Below are 17,848 nucleotides of genomic sequence, written 5' to 3'. Positions count from 1 at the left end.
TCCATGAAACAAAAAATAGACGCCGTTCTGCTGTTAATCGGAGTCATGCTGTTCGTTTCGGCTTGTGCGACTAACACCGTAAACCAGAAATCGGGTTTATTGACAATACAACAACAGGGTAGTTTCTTGGTTGGCGGAACAACCCTTTCCGAACCGGGAAAATTTGATCTGTCTACTGCCTTAAAACCCCAGGGGCAAACCTTACATGGCGATCATGGGTATGTATTTTATCAGATTCCGCCCCAAGCCCGTAAGTATCCGCTGGTTTTTTTACACGGAGCCGCGGAGTCCAAAAAAACGTGGGAATCGACCCCCGATGGACGGGAGGGATTTCAGACGACCGTCCTACGACGGGGTTATGCGGTTTATTTGCTGGACCAGCCAAGGCGTGGCGAAGCCGGAAAAAGTACGGTTGCTGCAACGATTACCCCCACGCCCGATGAACAGTTCTGGTTTACACAATTCAGGATTGGGAACTATCCGGATTATTTCGCAGGCAGTCAGTTCCCTAAAGATACGGCTTCTCTGGAGCAGTTTTTCAGGCAAATGACGCCCAACACAGGCAATTTTGACGCGAATGTTGTCTCCAATGCCTGCTCCCAATTATTTGATCGAATCGGAGCAGGTATCCTGATCACTCATTCGCAGGGGGGAGGGCCGGGCTGGTTTACCGCTATAAAAAATGATAAAGTTAAGGCAGTTATCGCCTACGAACCCTTCAGCAGTTTCGTTTTTCCGACGGGAGAATTACCCAGGCCTATCCAGTCGGCAAGCCTTTTTGGCGAACTAAAAGGCGTTGAGATACCGGTGGAGGACTTCAAAAAGCTCACCCGGATTCCGATCATCGTCTATTATGGCGATAACATTGCCAGGGAACCAACGAAAGTGTGGAATAGCGATCACTGGCGGGCCGGGCTTGAGATGGCAAACATCTGGGCCGCGACAGTCAACAAACATGGCGGCAACGCTAAGGTGGTACACCTGCCTGAAATCGGCGTTTTCGGTACTACACACTTCCCGTTTTCTGACCTCAATAATCTCCAGATTGCAGACCTGATGGCCGACTTTCTAAAGGATAAAAAGCTGGATTGACCATCCAGCCTAGCTCCAGCCGAACGCTAATTTTTCAGACAGCCTTTAACTGAAATCGAATCACATGAAGATGAAAAAAATGAGCGTAGTTTACCTGATTCTCATCACGGTTAGTCAATCCTTTTACGGTAATATGGCATTGGCTCAGGAGAAAAAACAACTGGTAAGGCTGGCAAAACTTGTCATTGATTCCTCGCAGTTAGATCCGTATAAAGCTGCATTGAAGGAGGAAATAGAAGCGTCGGTGCGACTCGAAGCCGGCGTATTGACTTTATATGCCGTTGCGGAGAAGGATAAGCCTACCCACATCACAATTCTGGAAATCTATGCAGATACGGCTGCGTACAAGGCGCATATAAAAACCCCGCATTTCCTGAAATACAAAACAGCCACACAGTCCATGGTCAAATCCCTCGAACTGGTCGAGACGGTTCCTTTAATTCCCGGAATGAAGATAAAGTAACGACGAATCACCTGGACACTACTCTCCACCAAACACATGCGTATCACTTTCTGTAGTATGATCGTCGGCTTGTTCATCGCTTTTAACCCGCTCACCGCGCAAAACCAGATGAATCAATCAGCCACTTTGTCGCCAAATCAGCAAAGCATTGTTGCTATTTCAGCCCTCACCGCAACGGGAGAACTTCAAAAACTACAATCAGCACTGAACACCGGCCTGGATGCGGGCTTGACAGTCAACGAAATCAAGGAAGTACTGGTGCATTTGTATGCGTATTGCGGATTTCCCAGAAGTATCCGGGGGCTACAGACGCTCATGACAGTGCTGGACGAACGAAAGAAAAAAGGTATTACCGATAAGATAGGCAAGGAATCAACGCCGATTACCAGTCGTGAACCTAAATATGAGCGTGGTAAAAAAGTCCTTGAACAGCTGACCGGACAGCCTGAATCCGGGCCAAAACGAGGGTATGCTGCTTTCAGCCCGGAGATCGAAGTTTTTCTGAAAGAACACCTGTTTGCTGATCTGTTCGAGCGTGATGTACTGAGTTATACCGATCGGGAACTGACTACCATTTCGGTGCTGACCAGCATCGGGGGTGTCGAGCCGATGCTGCAATCACATCTGGGCATCTGTTTACACATGGGTCTGATCGAACCACAATTGAAACAGGCACTTGGCCTGATCGAGACTGCCGTCGGCAAAGCGGAGGCTGAAGCAGGCCGGGCAGTTTTGACGCAGGTCGTAGCGTCAAGACGGTAAGAAAAAGGATGAACAGGAAGTAGTTTAGTAGCCAACCCAATGAAAAACAAAGCGATAGGAGTAACCCTTACTGCCCTGCTGATCAGTTTAGCCAGCGTTGAGGCAAACGCCCAAACCCGAACGGAAAGCGTAACGGATACGGGTGCTATTTTTCCGAAAGGGCAGCGGGCTCCGACTACTAACTTTACCGGAACCGTCTGGGTGCAGCAATTGATTGAGCCCGATAGCGCCTTCAACATTCCGGTGGGTTATGTGACCTTCGAGCCGGGCGCCCGCTCTCATTGGCATAGCCACGCGGGCGGACAGGTGCTGCTGGCAATGGGGGGCATTGGTTACTATCAGGAGCGGGGAAAACCCATCCAGATCCTTAGGAAAGGTGACGCTATAAAATGCCCCCCGAACGTACCGCACTGGCATGGCGCTTCGCCAACGGTCGGATTTATGCAGGTCGCCATCACGCCCAACACCACCAAAGGACGAGTCACCTGGATGAAGCCAGTCACCGATGTGGAGTATAACAATGTAAAGAAGTAATCCTTTTTGGCAAAACTACCCTATTGACCTACTCGTTCCACTCCGCCCCGGCAGTGCAGTCTTCCAGTAGTTTGCTGTTCTATAGCCAGATTAACCCCTGTTTTCGTCCCATTAACCACAATTATTCCCAGGCTTCGATCGATTCGAATACATTTGCTATCTAGTTAACGAATTGAATGATAGCCTGGTTAAGAGCCTATAGCACCCATTTATTGATCGGAATTGCTCTGGTAATTCTGCCACTTTTTTATTTCGTCTACAACGGCCTAAGCCTGCATCCATTAAGGCCGCACGAGCATCTGGTGCAGAATGGACTAGCCTATATTCTGTTTGTTCTGTTTTCTTATTTGAACCATACTGTATTTGTTCCCCGTTGGTTTCTGACCAAACAATACCGAAAATACGCGCTTATCGCGGTTAGCTGTATAGTAGGTTCAGTTTATCTTCCGTATCGTATTGAGCAGTGGTTTTTCTTCAAAGTACCAGCAGAGAATACGCCACTGGCCTGGGTTCGACAGATCTTTGTGGAGGAAATGATGCTTGATAGGCGCTCCGGTCCACCGTTCGGGTCGCGCTCCGGTGATCGTAGGCCCCCTTTCAACGCATTCGATCGTCAGCGAGGGCCGCATCAACCGGATGGGCCTCCTCATCCTCCAGCTGGAGAACGGCCAGATGATGGCCACGGTCCCCCGTTTACACTGCTCCTTCCGGTGAAGCTGGCTATCTTCTTTTTGTTGGGGAGTGTAAGCACGCTCATCTCCATCTCGGTTCAGACAGCCAGCCGACTTCATCAGGTTGAAAACGATCAGTTACAGGCGGAGCTTCGCCAGCTAAAAGCGCAGATTCAGCCGCATTTCCTATTTAATACGCTCAACAGCATTTATGCACTGGCCATCCGACAGGATGAGCGTACGGCCGATACCATTGTTAAACTCTCGGAGTTCATGCGCTATATCATTCGCGATGCCCATCTGGATAAAGTGGATCTGGCTAAAGAGATCAACTACATTGCCAATTACATCGATCTCCAGAAAGCCCGGCTACGCGATTCAGTTCAGGTTAATTATCAACTGGAAGGCGATGAGAAACAATTGAAAATTGCCCCTTTACTGGTGTTTTCCTACATTGAAAATGCATTTAAATACGGCGTGAGCCCGGATGAAGATTCGCAAATAGACATTCATATACATATCGGGAAAACCAGCCTGACTTTATATGTTGCCAATAAAAAGGTTCAGGTCAACTCATTCGAAAATTCGACAGGCGTGGGCTTGCAAAACACCAGGGAGCGGTTACGGCTCCTGTATCCAGACGCCCATGAGTTAATCATCGACAATACGCCGACCGATTTCCACGTCCATCTAAGCCTGACCTTATCTGAATGAAAGCCATTGCACTCGACGACGAACGCCCTGCCCTGGATGTCATAGAGGCTTTTTGCAGCCGAATTGATTTTGTAGACCTGGCCAAAACGTTCACCCGTACCGGCGAAGCCCGCCTGTATCTGGAAATGAATCCGGTCGATTTGATCTTTTTAGACATCAATATGCCAAAGGAGTCGGGATTAGCTTTTTTTAAATCCATCACCCAACAAACCCTCGTTGTTTTTACGACGGCCTATAGCGAGTATGCGCTGGAAAGCTATGACGTGGAGGCCGTGGATTATCTGTTGAAACCCTACACCTTCGATCGGTTCAGCAAAGCGATGCAGCGAGCCCATGCGCGGTGGCGGGTTCTCCAACAAACGGATTCACTGGAAGAAACTGAACCCAAACAGCTATTCTTTCGGGCTGATTACGGACTGGTAAAGGTTACTGTTTCCGAGATTATTTTTATCGAGGGATTGGATAACTACCTAAAGATTCATTTACTTGATTCGCCTTCGCTGGTCTTACGGCTTACGATGAAAGCTATGCTGGATAAACTGCCAGCTACTAAATTCATTCGCGTTCATCGCTCCTTCATTGTCGCGGTCAACAAAATTCAGACGATTCGTGGGCGTATGATTTTGATAGGTGAGGAGGAAATTCCAATCGGGAGTAGCTATGAAAAAGATTTTTTTAGCCTGTTCATGAAATAGGACTTTCACCTGGAGCCACGGTTCACCGGTGCCGTGCCACCGCAGCCGCGGACGGTCGCAACGGCGATCAGGAGCAGCATCAATAACTGTGGCTCCAGGTGAAAGTCTTAATGAGATAAAAATCACCCTGGCTTTCAGTCCGTTTACTAACAAAAGGACCCGTTCACCCCAATTTGCAGACTCTTTACCCCTGGGCCCGACTTTGTTGAAACATGCAGGCAGGCTACCGAGTAAATTAATTTAAAACCAGTTTGCCTGAGCGAATAGACTACATTTATTATGAAAAGGAACATCGTGAATATTATCGCTCTACTATTGCTGATCACTAGCAGTTTAGCTGTGATAGAGTCCTGTAATACGCCCGACAACTTAGGGACCGTTACGCCTACTACAGCAACAGTCAGTGCATTGAGCTGTGGTTCTGCCACGTTTTCGACCTCTGCCGTTAGCGGCACGGCTTTTACCGGAACGGCTACGGTTCCTTTTACAGGGGGTAATGGGGTCGCCTATTCCGCAGGTAGTGCCGTTGCGTCAACGGGCGTAACCGGTCTGAATGCAACATTGCAAGCTGGAACCCTGGCCAGCGGAGCCGGTAACCTGACGTACGCGATCAGCGGTACGCCATCGGGAAGTGGATCGGCTACGTTCGCACTCAGTTTTGGTGGACAGAGTTGTAGTCTGGCCCTGACGGTGAGCGGAACCAGTTCTGGAACCACAACAACGACCAATTCCAGTACTGTCACCACCGCGCTATCAACAACGACGACTTCGACTACCTGCGCATCCACGGGTGTGGCCCAGATCGTCTGCCTGACCGAAGCCTTTAAGGCTACGCTAAGCAGCACCCAGTTAGCCACCACTCAGCTAACCTACTCAAAGACCAATGCCCAAAAATGGTCCAATCTGCCAGCAGGCCTTTCTGCCCGAATCGGTATCAATCTGGGGGCACTCAACGCAACACAACTTGCCGCTTTTCGCAACCTGATGGTGACGGTACTGGCCCAGAATGTCACGAACGAAGGCTACGACGAAATGATGGGTAACCTGGTGGCCGACGATTATCTCAACACCATCGGTGGAGGTTCTGACTACGGGGCAGGCAATTATTACCTCTCCATTCTGGGTACGCCCAGCACGACAGGTTTGTGGTCGATTCTGTTTACGGGTCACCATTACACCCAACCGTACACCTTCAATGCCGGGGCCATCACTGGGGTGACACCTGCCTTTCGGGGAGTCGAGCCCCAGGCAGCTGTGACGGCTGCTAACCGGACATACCAGGCGTTTGAACAGGAACGGGTGGCCTTTGCGGCTATGCTAACGGGCTTGAGCACCGCTGAGCAAACGACAGCCAGGTTGTCGGGTACGTTCTCCGACTTAGTGCTGGGGCCGGGTCAGGATAGTAAGTTTCCAACGACCAAAGTGGGCTTACAGGTAGGAAGTCTAAGTTCGGATAAACAGACGCTGGTGCTGAATGCCATCAAGCTTTACGTCAACGATCTGGATGCAACCACGGCGGCCACCATTCTAACCAAATACACCTCGGAGCTAGCGAACACATATGTAGCGTTTTCGGGGACAACCGCTATGAGTTCTCAGGGTGATTATGTACGCATTGATGGACCGAGTGTGTGGATCGAATTTTCGTATCAGGGTGGGGTCATCATCAAAAACACGCCCCATTCCCACTCCGTATGGCGCGATCATACCAGTGACTATGGCGGTAATTAGAGTTCCATCTGGCTCCTGCCTATTTGGTATCCGCTGAGGGCCTACTCCGGTAGTAGGAGTGTAACGGCACAGATTGATTACATTCGTATTGATGGGTCGAACGTATGGATCAAGTTTTCGTATCAGGGAGGTGTAAGTAGTCAGGGACTCCCGCATCCGCACACCTCTGGCTTGCCCGGCAGACTATGCCGGTACGAAATAATTGAAAAATAAAATGATGGTAACGTATTTTTTAAAGAACCAGCTATGCCTGATCAACACCCGTTTATCCGGATGGTTGTTGTTTTTCATCGTACTTGGGTTGGTGGTAGACCATCCTGAGTCGGCTTTCGCTCACCCCATGCCGAACTCAGTGGTGCTGCTCAACATCCACGCCAGCCGCATCGATGTGGAACTGCAAATTCCCCTGGTCGAACTGCAATCAGCCTGGGGGCATGCAGTCAACGATTCGTCGGCGGGGCTGGTGTCGCGGTTGGGACCACAACTGCGGGCGTACCTCAAAACGCATGTTCGCCCACAAAGCCCCAGCGGGCGTTTCTGGAACGTATCGGTCGGTGAGTTGATCGTCCATGAATCTCAGAATCCAATTAACGGCGTATACCGCGAACTGACAGCTCAGGTGCAAATGGTGCCCCCGTCGGGAGAAGACGTTCGGCAGTTTACGTTCTACTACGACGTCGTATTGCATCAGGTGATGACCCATAAAATTCTGGTGTCGGTACGGCAGGACTGGGAACGGGGACAACTGGCCGAAGTCGAACCGGTGCAGGTCGGCACGATCAGTTTAGATATCGTCAACAACCGGATTCTGCCTTTGCCGGTCAGCATCGCGTCGGGCAGTAGCTGGGCGGGCTTTACGGCTATGGTAAAGCTGGGAACCCAGCATATTGCTGAAGGCACCGACCATTTGCTGTTTTTGTTCGTGTTGTTGTTGCCCGCTCCCCTGCTGGTGGCTGGGCAGCGTTGGGGACGATTTGGGGGAGTTCGATACAGCCTGAAGCGGCTGCTGTTGATTGTTACCGCCTTTACCGTAGGGCATTCTATTACGTTGCTGCTGGGCTCGCTGGGGTGGGTCCGGTTGCCGTCGCAGCCGATCGAAATTCTGATTGCCGTATCGATTCTGGTGTCGGCGATCCACGCTGTACGGCCTATTTTTCCAGGCCGCGAAACCTGGATCGCGGCTGGTTTCGGGCTAATTCACGGGCTGGCTTTTGCCAGTACGCTGGTGAACCTTCAACTTGATGCTGGACCGATGGCATTGAGCATTCTGGGCTTCAATCTGGGTATTGAACTGATGCAGCTATTGATTATCGTACTGGTCATTCCCTGGTTAATGCTGTTGAGCCGAACAAAAGCATACACAATCGTCCGGCTAACGGGGTCTTTCCTGGCTGGTATTGCCGCCCTCGCCTGGATTGTCGAGCGCGTAACAGGCCAGGCAAACGGTCTGACGCAGGGCATTGAGACGGCCGTCGGATATGCACCCTACGGCCTTATCGTATTGGCCCTACTAGCTCTTTACCTGACCTGGCGATCGAAGCAATTGCCTGCTGCGTATCCTGATTGATCGGATCTTTCCTTAACCTAGTTCAGGTTAAAACTCTTGGGAGACCGATAGTTAAAATACGGCGATTTGGCTTCCCAGTTCGGGATGAGCCAAAAAATAGGGTTTTAGTTGAAAAACCGTCTGGATGGCATCTTCCGTCAGTACATCTTTTGGGCTCCCCGCTCGAAAAATACAACCATCATACATCAGTACTACTCGATCAGCATATTGAAAGGCCAGGTTAAGGTCATGGACAATAACGAAAACAACCATATTCTGCATTGCCAATTCCTTGACCAGCCTGAGGATCTGATGCTGGAAATGTATATCCAGCGCTGAAATCGGCTCATCAAGAAACAGGTATTTTGTCGATTGATCATCGGGATTCCGATACAGCTGAGCCAATACACGCGCCAGATGTATTTTTTGCTTTTCGCCCCCAGACAACGAAGCAAACGCTCTATTTTTAAAGGACTTCATGCCTGTTGATGCCAGACACTCGTCGGCAATCTGCTTGTCGTGACTAGTGGGGTTTAAGTCAAAATAGGGATAGCGGCCCATCATCACAAGTTCGATAACGCTCAGGTCGAATGGCAATGACAGCAGCTGCGACAGAACTGCTTTCTGGCGAGCCAGAGTAGCCAGCGGTATGGATTCCAGCAATTGTGAGCCATACCAGACCTTACCCTGCTGTGGTGTCTCTGTACCCGTCAATAACTTTAGTAACGTACTTTTTCCAGCTCCATTCGGCCCCAGCACCATCGTAAATTCGCCGGGTCTAACTGTTAGTGAGATGTCCCTGACCAGGTATTGCGAACCAATTTGAAAGCTCAGGTTCTCGGCTCTAAGCATAAAATCCCCCTTTCTGAAAGGACCGGGCATTTCGAACGAGAAGCCAGATAAAGATCGGAGAACCGACGAAAGCAGTCACAACGCCAATCGGAAATTCGGCTGGTGCTACCAGCCGACGGGCAACGGTATCGGCCATTGTCAGTAAAGATCCCCCAAGTAATGCCGAAGCAATAACCAGAAACCGATTATCGGAAGTTTTCGAAAGCCGAAGCAGGTGAGGAACCACCAGGCCAACAAAAGCAATAACACCTACCATTGCCGTACCAATGGCCACCAACAATGTATTTAACAGCAATACCTGAATTTTGAGCCGATTGATAGAATAGCCTAAATGCCGGACTTCATCTTCCCCCAGGATCAATACGTTCAATGCCTTTGTAAACCGCAGGGAAAGCAGAATTCCTCCCAATGTAATCGGAAACACAACGGCAAACTGCGTCCAGTCGGCTCCCGAAAACGTACCCAGGTTCCAGAAAGTAATGGATCGGGCCTGTGGATCGCGGGCAATGTAGGACAGAAATCCTGTGCCGCCCGTTGCCAGCGCGTTGATCGCAATTCCCGCCAGAATCATCGTAGCCACATTTACTTTGCCGCTCAAAGACGCAATTTTATATACGATCAATGTCGCAACAAAGGCAAACGTAAAAGCTACGCAGGGCAGCAGAAACAGACCCAGGGCATCGGTAAAAGCCCAGTTGATGTTCTTTCCCAACACAAAAACCAGTGCAGCGCCCAATGCTGCACCGGAACAGGTTCCAACCAGCCCCGGCTCAACGATTGGATTTCGAAATAGAGCCTGCATGAGCACACCCGACACCGACAATCCGGCTCCTACCGTAGCACACAGCAATACTCTGGGCAACCGGATTTGCAAAAATAGCCCCTTCGAAACCGGATCGACAGTAGCCCCCGACCAACCCAGGCCATTCGAAACAATATGCCCGATGTCATCAAATGATAAATCGACAGCCCCGATCCGGAGGGCTGCCACGACCGTAAGCAGCAGGAGGATCGTTAAAAATCCATACCAGCTTCCTGGTTTTACGGATGATAGCTTCATGGGCGCTTATTGATGAATCAGCTTCATGAGCATCAATACGTTCTCGCCCGTGCGAGGTCCGAGGTAGATCAGATCATGTTCTTCTATACGGTAGATCTTTTTATTTTTTCCTGCGGGTGTGAGGGCAATACCCGGCAACGTAGCGAGTTTGTCGGCATTACTCATACGGTCATAGCCAAAATCAGTCACCAGAATAATATCGGGCTGGGCCTTGCTGATAATCTCCGGACTGAGGGGCTTCATCCCCTTCAGCGTATCCATGACATTTTTACCGCCAGCCAGATCGAGCATGTACGAAGCCGTTCCGGCCTTCCCGATCACAAGGTAGTTGTTGATCACTCGACCAAAGTGAATAATCGCCACTTTAGGCACCGTCTTATACTGCTTTACACTTTCAGCAGCTTTAGCCAGATCAGCATCCAGCTTTGTTTTGAGGCTATCGGCCTGCTTCTGAGCCCCAAATTGCGCGGCCAGTGTATCAATCAGGGCTTTGGTTTCGGGAATGCTATGGGCATCGGGGAATACTTTCATCGGAACGCCGACTTTCTCCAATTGCTGCATAACAGCCTCCGGCGCAACGTTCCCATCGTGATAAACAACTGTCGGTTTGAGGGCAATAATTCCTTCCGAGTTGAGCATTCGGTGATAGCCTACTTTCGTCAAGTCCTTTGTCGACGGTGGAAACGTACTCGATAAATCGACACCAACCAGCTGATCGCCAGCCCCCAGCGCATAGATCAGCTCTGTCAATTGCTTGGCAACACAGACAATTCGCTGCTTGCCCGATTCCTGGGCTTGTTCTTTCTGGCCTGAGTTACAGGCTATGACAACACTAACTAGGTTAAGTAAACCTACTATTCGCAAAATTTTCATATGGAAGTTTCAGGATTATAGGCTGCAATTCGTTGTCAGACGATACAAATCGCAGGCTATCAATCACGTTTGAGTTAAAAAGTGTATTTGAGAGCCGCGCCGGAATAGACGGTAATTTTCGGAGCCGGATTGAAGAACAGCGGGCGGTTATTGGCCGGATTGGGTAAGTTCAGGAAGATCAGCGACGAATAGGTGCTGCTTAGCATGTTATCCGAACCAACATACAAATCCAGGTTGACATGATTTCCTAGCGCACTCCGGTAGCCAACCTTGCCGTTAAGCAGCGTATATGCATCGGCGTAATGGTCATTTGCCAGCGTAATCGGCATTTTATCGACGTACATCATGGTCGCGTTCAGGTAAAAACCCGGACGAACTTCCAGATCGAAACCAGCATTCAGCAGGTTCGGCGCAATGCCCGATTCTTTCTTTCCGGTGAAGTTGATCGTTCTGGCATCTCCGTTATTGTCACTCTTATAGTCCTTGTAGTAAAAATCGCTGTAGGTATATGACACAAACGACCGAACCAGAGCCAATGCGCCTGTGGTTGGCCGGTACGCATATTGAAGGGCTACTTCAATGCCATTGTGCTGCACTTTACCGGCGTTGGTTGTCAGTGTGTAAGCAGGCTGGTTTCCGCTGGCCGGAAAATTTTGAGGTATGAGCTTATCCGTTACAGCCATTGTGAAATAGGCAATCTCGTAGGTAAGTGCCTGATTCAGCAGACGACCTTTGCTGCCGATTTCGTAACTGACTCCTAACTCGGGACGTAAGTTGTAATTAACGACACCCGTTTGCGCAATAACGACCTGGTTTGTGGCTGGGGCAGAATAGCCCTCACTGACACTGGCGTAGAACGAAATAGCATTAGTCAATTGATAGGATAGGGCACCGCGAGGAGTCAGCACGGGCTTAAATCGATTGTAGCCCGAAGCGTTTACATAGGCAGGCGTAGTGCTACTGGCACGCATGTCGGTGATACCGTACTCGACGTAATTAAGACCAGCCCCTGCCAAAAGTGTCAGTTTAGGGGCTACCTGAATACCTGCCTGCGCGAAAATGTTGTATTGCATGGCCTGTATTTCCAGATCGCTGCGAAGAGCCCCCAGAATGCCATTCGCCAATCCATAGCCCTTGGCAAAATTGAAGTTCTTCAGAAACTCGGCCCCAATACTGAGCGTTGGTCGAAGCCGACTGTATTCATCCGTGTACGAAAACACGGTACGACCGCCAAACTTGAACTTGTTCGTTTTATTTACACCAGCGGCAAACGGCTGGTCGATGACCTGCCCACCGACGAACAAGGTTGTTTTGTTCGAGAACCGATCCGTGAACTGATAATTGTGGCATAAACCAATGCGAGCACTCTCAGTTTTGATACTGGCATTATTGAGCAGGTAAGCGACTTCGGCCGTATCGGGATGAACCCGCAGGTTAACGCTATCGACCTGACCCGATAAGAGATCATACGAATTGGTATAGCCGACAAAGACAGACATAGACCGTTTCCTGCTCAAATAGGTATCGCTGGTGATCGTCAGGAAGTCTTTTTTAGAACCGCCATGGATGCGAAATCCATCGTATTTCTGATGACCATAATTTATGTTCAGACTGGTATTATCAGAGCCGGTTTTGATGGATGTATTGGTTCGAAACAGGCCATAAGAACCGACCATTACCTGTTGGCTGATGCTTGTTTTGCCACCTGGAGCCCGCTCGGTATACAGATTCACGACGCCACCCAAGGCATTTCCATACGAACTCGATGCTGGACCTTTAAGCACCTCAACCCGACTGAGTGTTGTGTAGTCAACATCATCCAGAAAAGTTGTGCCGTCGCCGTCCGTGAGTGGAATGTCGTTGAGATACGCCTTGTAGCCTACTCCATTGAAGTTGGTCTGGTTGCCGTAGCCTCGTATAACGATCCGATTTCCCGCGGCAACAGTTCGCATCTCTACTCGAACACCTGGAATGAGATTCACGAAGTTTTGCAGGTGAATACCATTGGTGCGCTGAATATCGCGACTCGTGACCAGCCCCACCGATCCGGCAGTGCGCTGAATAGTCTGCGGAGTTGCATAACCCGAAACGATGACCTCATTCAGGGCGGTATTCGACGACTCCAGTTCGACGGTTAGTGTTTGTGTACTCGCTTTGATACGTATCGTTTGCGTCTGATAACCAACGGCCGATACCTGAAGCTGATCACCTTCGGCGACACTGAGTTCGAACTGACCTTTTTCGTTTGCTGTAGTGCCCCGATTCGTCCCGCTAATCAGTAATGAGGCACCGAAAATGGGTTGGGCGTTTGTGGGATCTACAACCCGACCCGTTATCGACATCTGAGCATAGAGTGCCGGAGAGAAAAAAGCGCAAACGAGGAGTATAAAAAAGTATCGATTGTGAACTAATTGCATGTGAATGATGAAAAGATGGAACATAGAATCCTTAGGGAAAGGGCATTCCTTTCCTGAGTACTGGCTGGGGAGCCAGGCAATCGTAAAGAGGATGACTCTATAAATTGGGGGGAGGAGATGGGACTTCCAGATCAGGACGCGCCAAGCGCTGAGTGCAATAATAAAAGGACGATGATAAAGTGGATAAAGAAGGCAACTCGAGCTGATCGAACAGGGGCAAATAAGGCAGATCGAATTTACTTCGCCAGTTGATCTGTTTTCGATGGTTACCGGACCTTGTGCCGGGTATAAAATCAGACGATGCTGTGTTCTGATACAGCCAGGGGGCTTTCTGCTTCAGTTCCGTTTCGGCATCATCCCGAAATCCGTATATGTATACTGAATCAGAGCGAATCTCCCGGTAAAGTACATCGACCATATGGCCGTTCCATTCGAATTCAGGCTCATTGACCAGATCGGCCAATTGGTTCGACAGCTCCGGTTGCGGAATTGTAATCAGGATTAGTTTGTCGGGGGCGAAATAGGTCTGGTGTGAAAACGCCCATTTAGCCACTGATTCACGGGCATAATAATAACCATAAAGGCTCACCAGCGCCATTACTGCGATTGCAATCAATGTATGTATGATACGCCCAATAGACATGCTTTTTTACCCGGTTTACTTCTTTTTGAATCAGTCTTTCCTGTCAGATTATTCTTTAGATTGAGTTCACGTTTGAGCAGTAAATTCGATGTTGTTCGTTTATTGCCAGGTACTTATAGATTCAATTGATATGTATTTACACTTGACTTGTCAGATTCAGCAGGACGATAAATCTGGCATTAACAAACTAGGTGCTATATAGGTGATGTCAGGTTCTTCAACCTGACTCCTGGGATTTCTCAAACTGCACCCGGCATGAACGACGCGGTTTTGAAAATCGAAAAGGCGAACCGTCGCCACAGCCAACCATCCCGGCCATGGCGGTTTTAAGAAATCGCCACCACAGCCACTTCTTTACTGACTAAATCGCTAATCGATAAACTACTCGATGTCAGGTCGATTCTTGTCTAAACATCATGTATGTAAGTATACCGCGGCACTACTAGACAGGTTATTCGTTGAAAAGTAACCGCTTTGACAAAAAAAATATTTTAGTATATTATTTTGACTAAATTGGTTATATTAAAATGCTGGTTGTTTATGAGCTTATCCAACTCGATTAATTCTGGACTTCTAACCCAAACGTCTGTTTTATTTAGAAAAAACAGCCGCTCGCTAGGGCCGTCCGGCCGTTAACTCAAAGCTTGTCAATCAGCCACCAACCTTCGTGTATCTTCCTGATTAGCTGGACTCTCGTATTCATTTAGGTAAGCCTTCGTCCCTAAAAACCAGTCTATTTCTGAGTGAAATAGTAAACGCAACTTCCTCATGAATCAATCTACAACCCGCCGACCTAACCTATTGCCTATAATCTGGCTATTGGTTTGCTTTTTACTAACAGCTTTCTATCCAGATCCTCAGCAGCCAAAAGGTCCTGATGCGGCCTCTTATTCCTCTGAGGTGGTCAGTAACTGGTTAACCACACAGCTTAAAGTCACCCGAACAACGCCGGCTCCTCCACCATTCACGGTCAGGCGGTTTGCCTACATCGGTGTTGCGCTTTACGAATCGATCGTGCCGGGTTTATCGGCCTATCAGTCGCTGGCTCCCCAACTGAATGGTTTGCCTGCCTTACCCACTGTTAACCCGACAATGAGTTATTATTGGCCTGCCAGTGCCAATGCCGCCTTAGCCGCTATGACCCGCTATTTCTATCCAACTACATCTTCCGCGAATAAAGCCACTATAGACTCTCTGGAAGCCGCTAATACAGCCAGCTATCAGAAAGATAGACCACTCGATGAACTGACTCGTTCGGCAGAGTTTGGTAAAAAAATAGCGGCTGCGGTGTTTGACTGGTCGAAAACAGATGGGCATGATAACAACACTGCCTACACGCTACCGGTCGGTAAAGGGCTGTGGGTGTCTACTCCTCCGGCCTTTGTAGGAGCTGCTCTACCCAATTGGGGTAAATGCCGGCCGATGATTCGTAGTGCCAGTGAGGTGCCGCTGGAAGCACCGATCACCTATTCGGAAGAACACGCTTCGGAATACTATGCCCAGGTTAAAGAAGTCTACGATATTTCGCAGAATCTGACCCCTGAACAGAAAGCGATTGCCTTATTCTGGGCCGATGATCCCGATGGAAAAAGCTTCGGTGGCGGCCATTGGATGTCCATACTCAATCAGGTGCTGACTAGCCAGAAGCCAGGATTAGATGTTGCGGCCCAGGCTTTCGCCCAGATCGGAGTTGCAACCTCAATGGCTGGTATTACGATCTTCAAAGGAAAGTATCAGTACAATGGAATGCGGCCCGTTACCTACATCCGTACGGTGATGAATCAACCCAACTGGAACGCGTTGATTGTAACACCACCTCATCCTGAATACCCCTCGGGCCATGCCTTAATTTCATCGGCAGCGGCCCAGACCCTCACGCTTCTGTTTGGGTCTAATTATAAATTCACCGATAATTCCTATAATTCACTGGGATTCAGCCCTCGTACGTATAACTCGTTTGATGAAGCGGCTATCGAGGCCGGTAACTCACGGGTTTATGGCGGAATTCATTACCGAAAATCCTGTGATGTAAGCCGGGTCCAGGGCAAGCTTATTGCCCAGAACGTGGCTCAAAAACTAAAATTTAAGCGGTCATAACGAATCCGACTTCTGTAGCCAAAACTTTGCCGAATTGCCAGCAGTTCGATCGTTTTGGTGAACATGCTATAATCGAATTTGGTAGATTGCAGCCATGAATCAAATTCAGGAGTATCAGAACCAACTCCCCCGCCACGGTATCGATTTTTTGTCCGAATCGGACTGTAATAACATTCTTGCAGAATACGCAACTCTTTGCGATACCTATGTTGCCTGCCCTTACAAACCCGAAGTGCTGCTAACAGAAGCTAGGGGTAAGGCTGGACAGACTAATGTCCATATTGTTGGAGTTGGTAAGGTTTCCTATGGGCATACGCCATTTGAAGCCAAATTAAACGCGATTATTGGTTTTCTGGATCGTGGGTATTTCAAGATAGATCGTGACCTACGGGTTATAAGGCTGCTGTAGGCCGGAAGGAAACCATACTGAGCTGAAATTTGACGGTAGCCAGGCATCTTATAAACTTACCCAGATGATATATGGGTAGCCATGCAGCTTTTCATCCGCTCCTACGTCATTAGAGCAAGACACTTCTGGTAGAAACTATACCGGGAATGTATAAAAAAACGATGACGATGAATGCACGCTACAAAGCTGAGAAAGAGCCAATCGAACTCTTGCTGGGAATGGGTGGTGCTGTCCAATATCTGGAACATGCCCTCAAAGACGATGTAAACTATTCGGTTTGGGTAAAAACCAAAACGGGCAACAGGCAAATTACCATCCCCATCGAAGCGGTCCGTTTGATTCAATCCAAAAAGCCCGCAGATGCGGTTATTGAATCCATCAAAAGGCAACTGGCTGGCGAATCATCTGCTGTTCCGATTCCGATCAAAGAATCCGGCGGGCGAACGGTCAATATTAGACGCTGGTTTCTACGCATGTTGGGTATTCGTCGGTAAACCAAAGCCCGGCTTCGACCAATTGGTCGCCGTTAATTGACGGGAAATATTACCCTTTCATTTTGTATAGTATACCAAATCGGATTAGCTCAGCATTGCATTCATTGCGTCCGCCTACCCAGCGGCTACGGTAGTTGCTTAGTCCATAAGCATACCCGGCGTAGGCTCCTATTTTGCCATAAACTACGGCCAGCTGGACCCTGGGTCTGAGATCTGTTTTTATGCCAGTTCGATCCAGAGAAGTACTGTACGTTTTACCATTGACTCCTGTCGCTTCGCCCTTTTCTCTGGAACTTAGCAGGTAGCCAATGTCTAGACCACCGATCAGGTCAATTGAAAATTGATTGCATTTGATTCGATAACCTAAAAACGGGAACGCATTTATGAATTTGTTTGATAAGTAGGTTTGCCCTGAGGCCACGTCTTGAAATGTGCCTGTGTTATCATAGCCATTAACACGGTCAATTGTCGTCTTACTTCTCAGATTTTCATAGCCCACGCTAATGCCCGTCATAAAATTGCCTCTGGATACGTGCTGAATCTGATAGGATAATCCGTATGAAAGCCCATTTTTAGCGCCAAAGGGATTATTGGTATACCCCGTAGAACCATTGGAGGCCAGGTTAATTTGAGAGCTTTTTTCAGCTGAGACTCCGTGAAACGAAAATAAACCCGAGTTTAAGGCCAGGATCGATTCGGTCGATTGCCCAAAGGAAAGGTTGGTTATCTGAATTGTTATAAGGAGCAGCACCAGCTTTTTCATCTCAAATAATTTAGGTTCCAATCGCAGCATGC

General features: G+C 48.9%; 17 protein-coding genes. 11 read left to right on the top strand and 6 right to left on the bottom strand.

The genetic code is table 11. The annotated features are described in order from the left end of the window. The first annotated feature begins 3 nt into the window (after nt 1–3). The 8 genes from GJR95_RS16285 to GJR95_RS16250 all read left to right on the top strand — a co-directional run bounded on the left by GJR95_RS16285 (nt 4) and on the right by GJR95_RS16250 (nt 8,229). On the top strand, nt 4–1,092 hold the full coding sequence (locus tag GJR95_RS16285; protein ID WP_162386880.1) for an alpha/beta hydrolase: 1,089 nt from the start codon (nt 4–6) through the stop codon (nt 1,090–1,092). A 64-nt stretch (nt 1,093–1,156) separates the two neighbouring features. Next, nucleotides 1,157–1,555: a putative quinol monooxygenase gene (locus tag GJR95_RS16280; protein WP_198424846.1), complete on the top strand. Its 399-nt coding sequence runs from the start codon at nt 1,157–1,159 to the stop codon at nt 1,553–1,555. A gap of 36 nt (nt 1,556–1,591) precedes the next feature. Beyond that, nucleotides 1,592–2,317 carry a carboxymuconolactone decarboxylase family protein gene (locus GJR95_RS16275; protein WP_162386879.1) on the top strand — a complete coding sequence of 242 codons (726 nt, stop codon included), beginning with the start codon at nt 1,592–1,594 and terminating at the stop codon, nt 2,315–2,317. 39 nt (nt 2,318–2,356) lie between these two features. Next, nucleotides 2,357–2,851, top strand: coding sequence for a cupin domain-containing protein (locus tag GJR95_RS16270; RefSeq protein WP_162386878.1), 495 nt, complete (start codon nt 2,357–2,359; stop codon nt 2,849–2,851). Between the two features lie 176 nt (nt 2,852–3,027). Then, complete coding sequence (locus GJR95_RS16265; protein WP_162386877.1) at nt 3,028–4,236, top strand: sensor histidine kinase; 1,209 nt, start codon at nt 3,028–3,030, stop codon at nt 4,234–4,236. Further along, nucleotides 4,233–4,931: a LytR/AlgR family response regulator transcription factor gene (locus GJR95_RS16260; protein ID WP_162386876.1), complete on the top strand. Its 699-nt coding sequence runs from the start codon at nt 4,233–4,235 to the stop codon at nt 4,929–4,931. The genes GJR95_RS16265 and GJR95_RS16260 overlap by 4 nt, the downstream gene beginning before the upstream one ends. A gap of 279 nt (nt 4,932–5,210) precedes the next feature. Next, nucleotides 5,211–6,662, top strand: coding sequence for a DUF3500 domain-containing protein (locus tag GJR95_RS16255; protein WP_174260208.1), 1,452 nt, complete (start codon nt 5,211–5,213; stop codon nt 6,660–6,662). Nucleotides 6,663–6,876: 214 nt separating this feature from the next. After that, nucleotides 6,877–8,229, top strand: a complete 1,353-nt coding sequence (locus tag GJR95_RS16250) for a HupE/UreJ family protein (RefSeq protein WP_162386875.1) — start codon at nt 6,877–6,879, stop codon at nt 8,227–8,229. A 51-nt stretch (nt 8,230–8,280) separates the two neighbouring features. On the opposite strand, the gene GJR95_RS16245 is transcribed toward GJR95_RS16250, so the two are convergent. The 5 genes from GJR95_RS16245 to GJR95_RS16225 all read right to left on the bottom strand — a co-directional run bounded on the left by GJR95_RS16245 (nt 8,281) and on the right by GJR95_RS16225 (nt 14,053). After that, nucleotides 8,281–9,060 (bottom strand): heme ABC transporter ATP-binding protein, encoded by a 780-nt coding sequence (locus GJR95_RS16245; protein ID WP_162386874.1) that lies wholly within the window; start codon nt 9,058–9,060, stop codon nt 8,281–8,283. Beyond that, on the bottom strand, nt 9,053–10,120 hold the full coding sequence (locus tag GJR95_RS16240; protein WP_162386873.1) for a FecCD family ABC transporter permease: 1,068 nt from the start codon (nt 10,118–10,120) through the stop codon (nt 9,053–9,055). The genes GJR95_RS16245 and GJR95_RS16240 overlap by 8 nt, the downstream gene beginning before the upstream one ends. A gap of 6 nt (nt 10,121–10,126) precedes the next feature. Further along, nucleotides 10,127–10,993, bottom strand: coding sequence for a heme/hemin ABC transporter substrate-binding protein (locus GJR95_RS16235; RefSeq protein ID WP_162386872.1), 867 nt, complete (start codon nt 10,991–10,993; stop codon nt 10,127–10,129). Nucleotides 10,994–11,067: 74 nt separating this feature from the next. Then, complete coding sequence (locus GJR95_RS16230; RefSeq protein ID WP_162386871.1) at nt 11,068–13,410, bottom strand: TonB-dependent receptor; 2,343 nt, start codon at nt 13,408–13,410, stop codon at nt 11,068–11,070. Between the two features lie 97 nt (nt 13,411–13,507). Then, on the bottom strand, nt 13,508–14,053 hold the full coding sequence (locus tag GJR95_RS16225; protein WP_232541206.1) for a hypothetical protein: 546 nt from the start codon (nt 14,051–14,053) through the stop codon (nt 13,508–13,510). A 768-nt stretch (nt 14,054–14,821) separates the two neighbouring features. Between GJR95_RS16225 and GJR95_RS16220 the strand changes: the two genes are divergently transcribed. From GJR95_RS16220 to GJR95_RS16210, 3 genes are all read left to right on the top strand, one after another. Then, nucleotides 14,822–16,150, top strand: coding sequence for a vanadium-dependent haloperoxidase (locus tag GJR95_RS16220; RefSeq protein ID WP_162386869.1), 1,329 nt, complete (start codon nt 14,822–14,824; stop codon nt 16,148–16,150). A 94-nt stretch (nt 16,151–16,244) separates the two neighbouring features. Beyond that, nucleotides 16,245–16,559, top strand: a complete 315-nt coding sequence (locus tag GJR95_RS16215) for a hypothetical protein (RefSeq protein ID WP_162386868.1) — start codon at nt 16,245–16,247, stop codon at nt 16,557–16,559. 167 nt (nt 16,560–16,726) lie between these two features. Next, nucleotides 16,727–17,053: a hypothetical protein gene (locus tag GJR95_RS16210; RefSeq protein ID WP_162386867.1), complete on the top strand. Its 327-nt coding sequence runs from the start codon at nt 16,727–16,729 to the stop codon at nt 17,051–17,053. A 49-nt stretch (nt 17,054–17,102) separates the two neighbouring features. On the opposite strand, the gene GJR95_RS16205 is transcribed toward GJR95_RS16210, so the two are convergent. Further along, nucleotides 17,103–17,846, bottom strand: coding sequence for a hypothetical protein (locus GJR95_RS16205; RefSeq protein WP_162386866.1), 744 nt, complete (start codon nt 17,844–17,846; stop codon nt 17,103–17,105). Nucleotides 17,847–17,848: the final 2 nt, after the last annotated feature.

It is taken from the genome of Spirosoma endbachense (assembly GCF_010233585.1).
In the GTDB taxonomy this organism is placed as follows: Bacteria; Bacteroidota; Bacteroidia; order Cytophagales; family Spirosomataceae; genus Spirosoma; species Spirosoma endbachense.
The sequence above is the reverse complement of the archived record's forward strand: the minus strand, read 5'-3'. Positions and strand labels throughout refer to the sequence as shown.

Bases quoted from the DNA above. Each gene is read 5' to 3' on its own strand.
- GJR95_RS16285 (WP_162386880.1), top strand. From the start codon at position 4: ATGAAACAAAAAATAGACGCCGTTCTGCTGTTAATCGGAGTCATGCTG.
- GJR95_RS16280 (WP_198424846.1), top strand. From the start codon at position 1,157: ATGAAGATGAAAAAAATGAGCGTAGTTTACCTGATTCTCATCACGGTT.
- GJR95_RS16275 (WP_162386879.1), top strand. From the start codon at position 1,592: ATGCGTATCACTTTCTGTAGTATGATCGTCGGCTTGTTCATCGCTTTT.
- GJR95_RS16270 (WP_162386878.1), top strand. From the start codon at position 2,357: ATGAAAAACAAAGCGATAGGAGTAACCCTTACTGCCCTGCTGATCAGT.
- GJR95_RS16265 (WP_162386877.1), top strand. From the start codon at position 3,028: ATGATAGCCTGGTTAAGAGCCTATAGCACCCATTTATTGATCGGAATT.
- GJR95_RS16260 (WP_162386876.1), top strand. From the start codon at position 4,233: ATGAAAGCCATTGCACTCGACGACGAACGCCCTGCCCTGGATGTCATA.
- GJR95_RS16255 (WP_174260208.1), top strand. From the start codon at position 5,211: ATGAAAAGGAACATCGTGAATATTATCGCTCTACTATTGCTGATCACT.
- GJR95_RS16250 (WP_162386875.1), top strand. From the start codon at position 6,877: ATGATGGTAACGTATTTTTTAAAGAACCAGCTATGCCTGATCAACACC.
- GJR95_RS16245 (WP_162386874.1), bottom strand. From the start codon at position 9,060: ATGCTTAGAGCCGAGAACCTGAGCTTTCAAATTGGTTCGCAATACCTG.
- GJR95_RS16240 (WP_162386873.1), bottom strand. From the start codon at position 10,120: ATGAAGCTATCATCCGTAAAACCAGGAAGCTGGTATGGATTTTTAACG.
- GJR95_RS16235 (WP_162386872.1), bottom strand. From the start codon at position 10,993: ATGAAAATTTTGCGAATAGTAGGTTTACTTAACCTAGTTAGTGTTGTC.
- GJR95_RS16230 (WP_162386871.1), bottom strand. From the start codon at position 13,410: ATGCAATTAGTTCACAATCGATACTTTTTTATACTCCTCGTTTGCGCT.
- GJR95_RS16225 (WP_232541206.1), bottom strand. From the start codon at position 14,053: ATGTCTATTGGGCGTATCATACATACATTGATTGCAATCGCAGTAATG.
- GJR95_RS16220 (WP_162386869.1), top strand. From the start codon at position 14,822: ATGAATCAATCTACAACCCGCCGACCTAACCTATTGCCTATAATCTGG.
- GJR95_RS16215 (WP_162386868.1), top strand. From the start codon at position 16,245: ATGAATCAAATTCAGGAGTATCAGAACCAACTCCCCCGCCACGGTATC.
- GJR95_RS16210 (WP_162386867.1), top strand. From the start codon at position 16,727: ATGAATGCACGCTACAAAGCTGAGAAAGAGCCAATCGAACTCTTGCTG.
- GJR95_RS16205 (WP_162386866.1), bottom strand. From the start codon at position 17,846: ATGCTGCGATTGGAACCTAAATTATTTGAGATGAAAAAGCTGGTGCTG.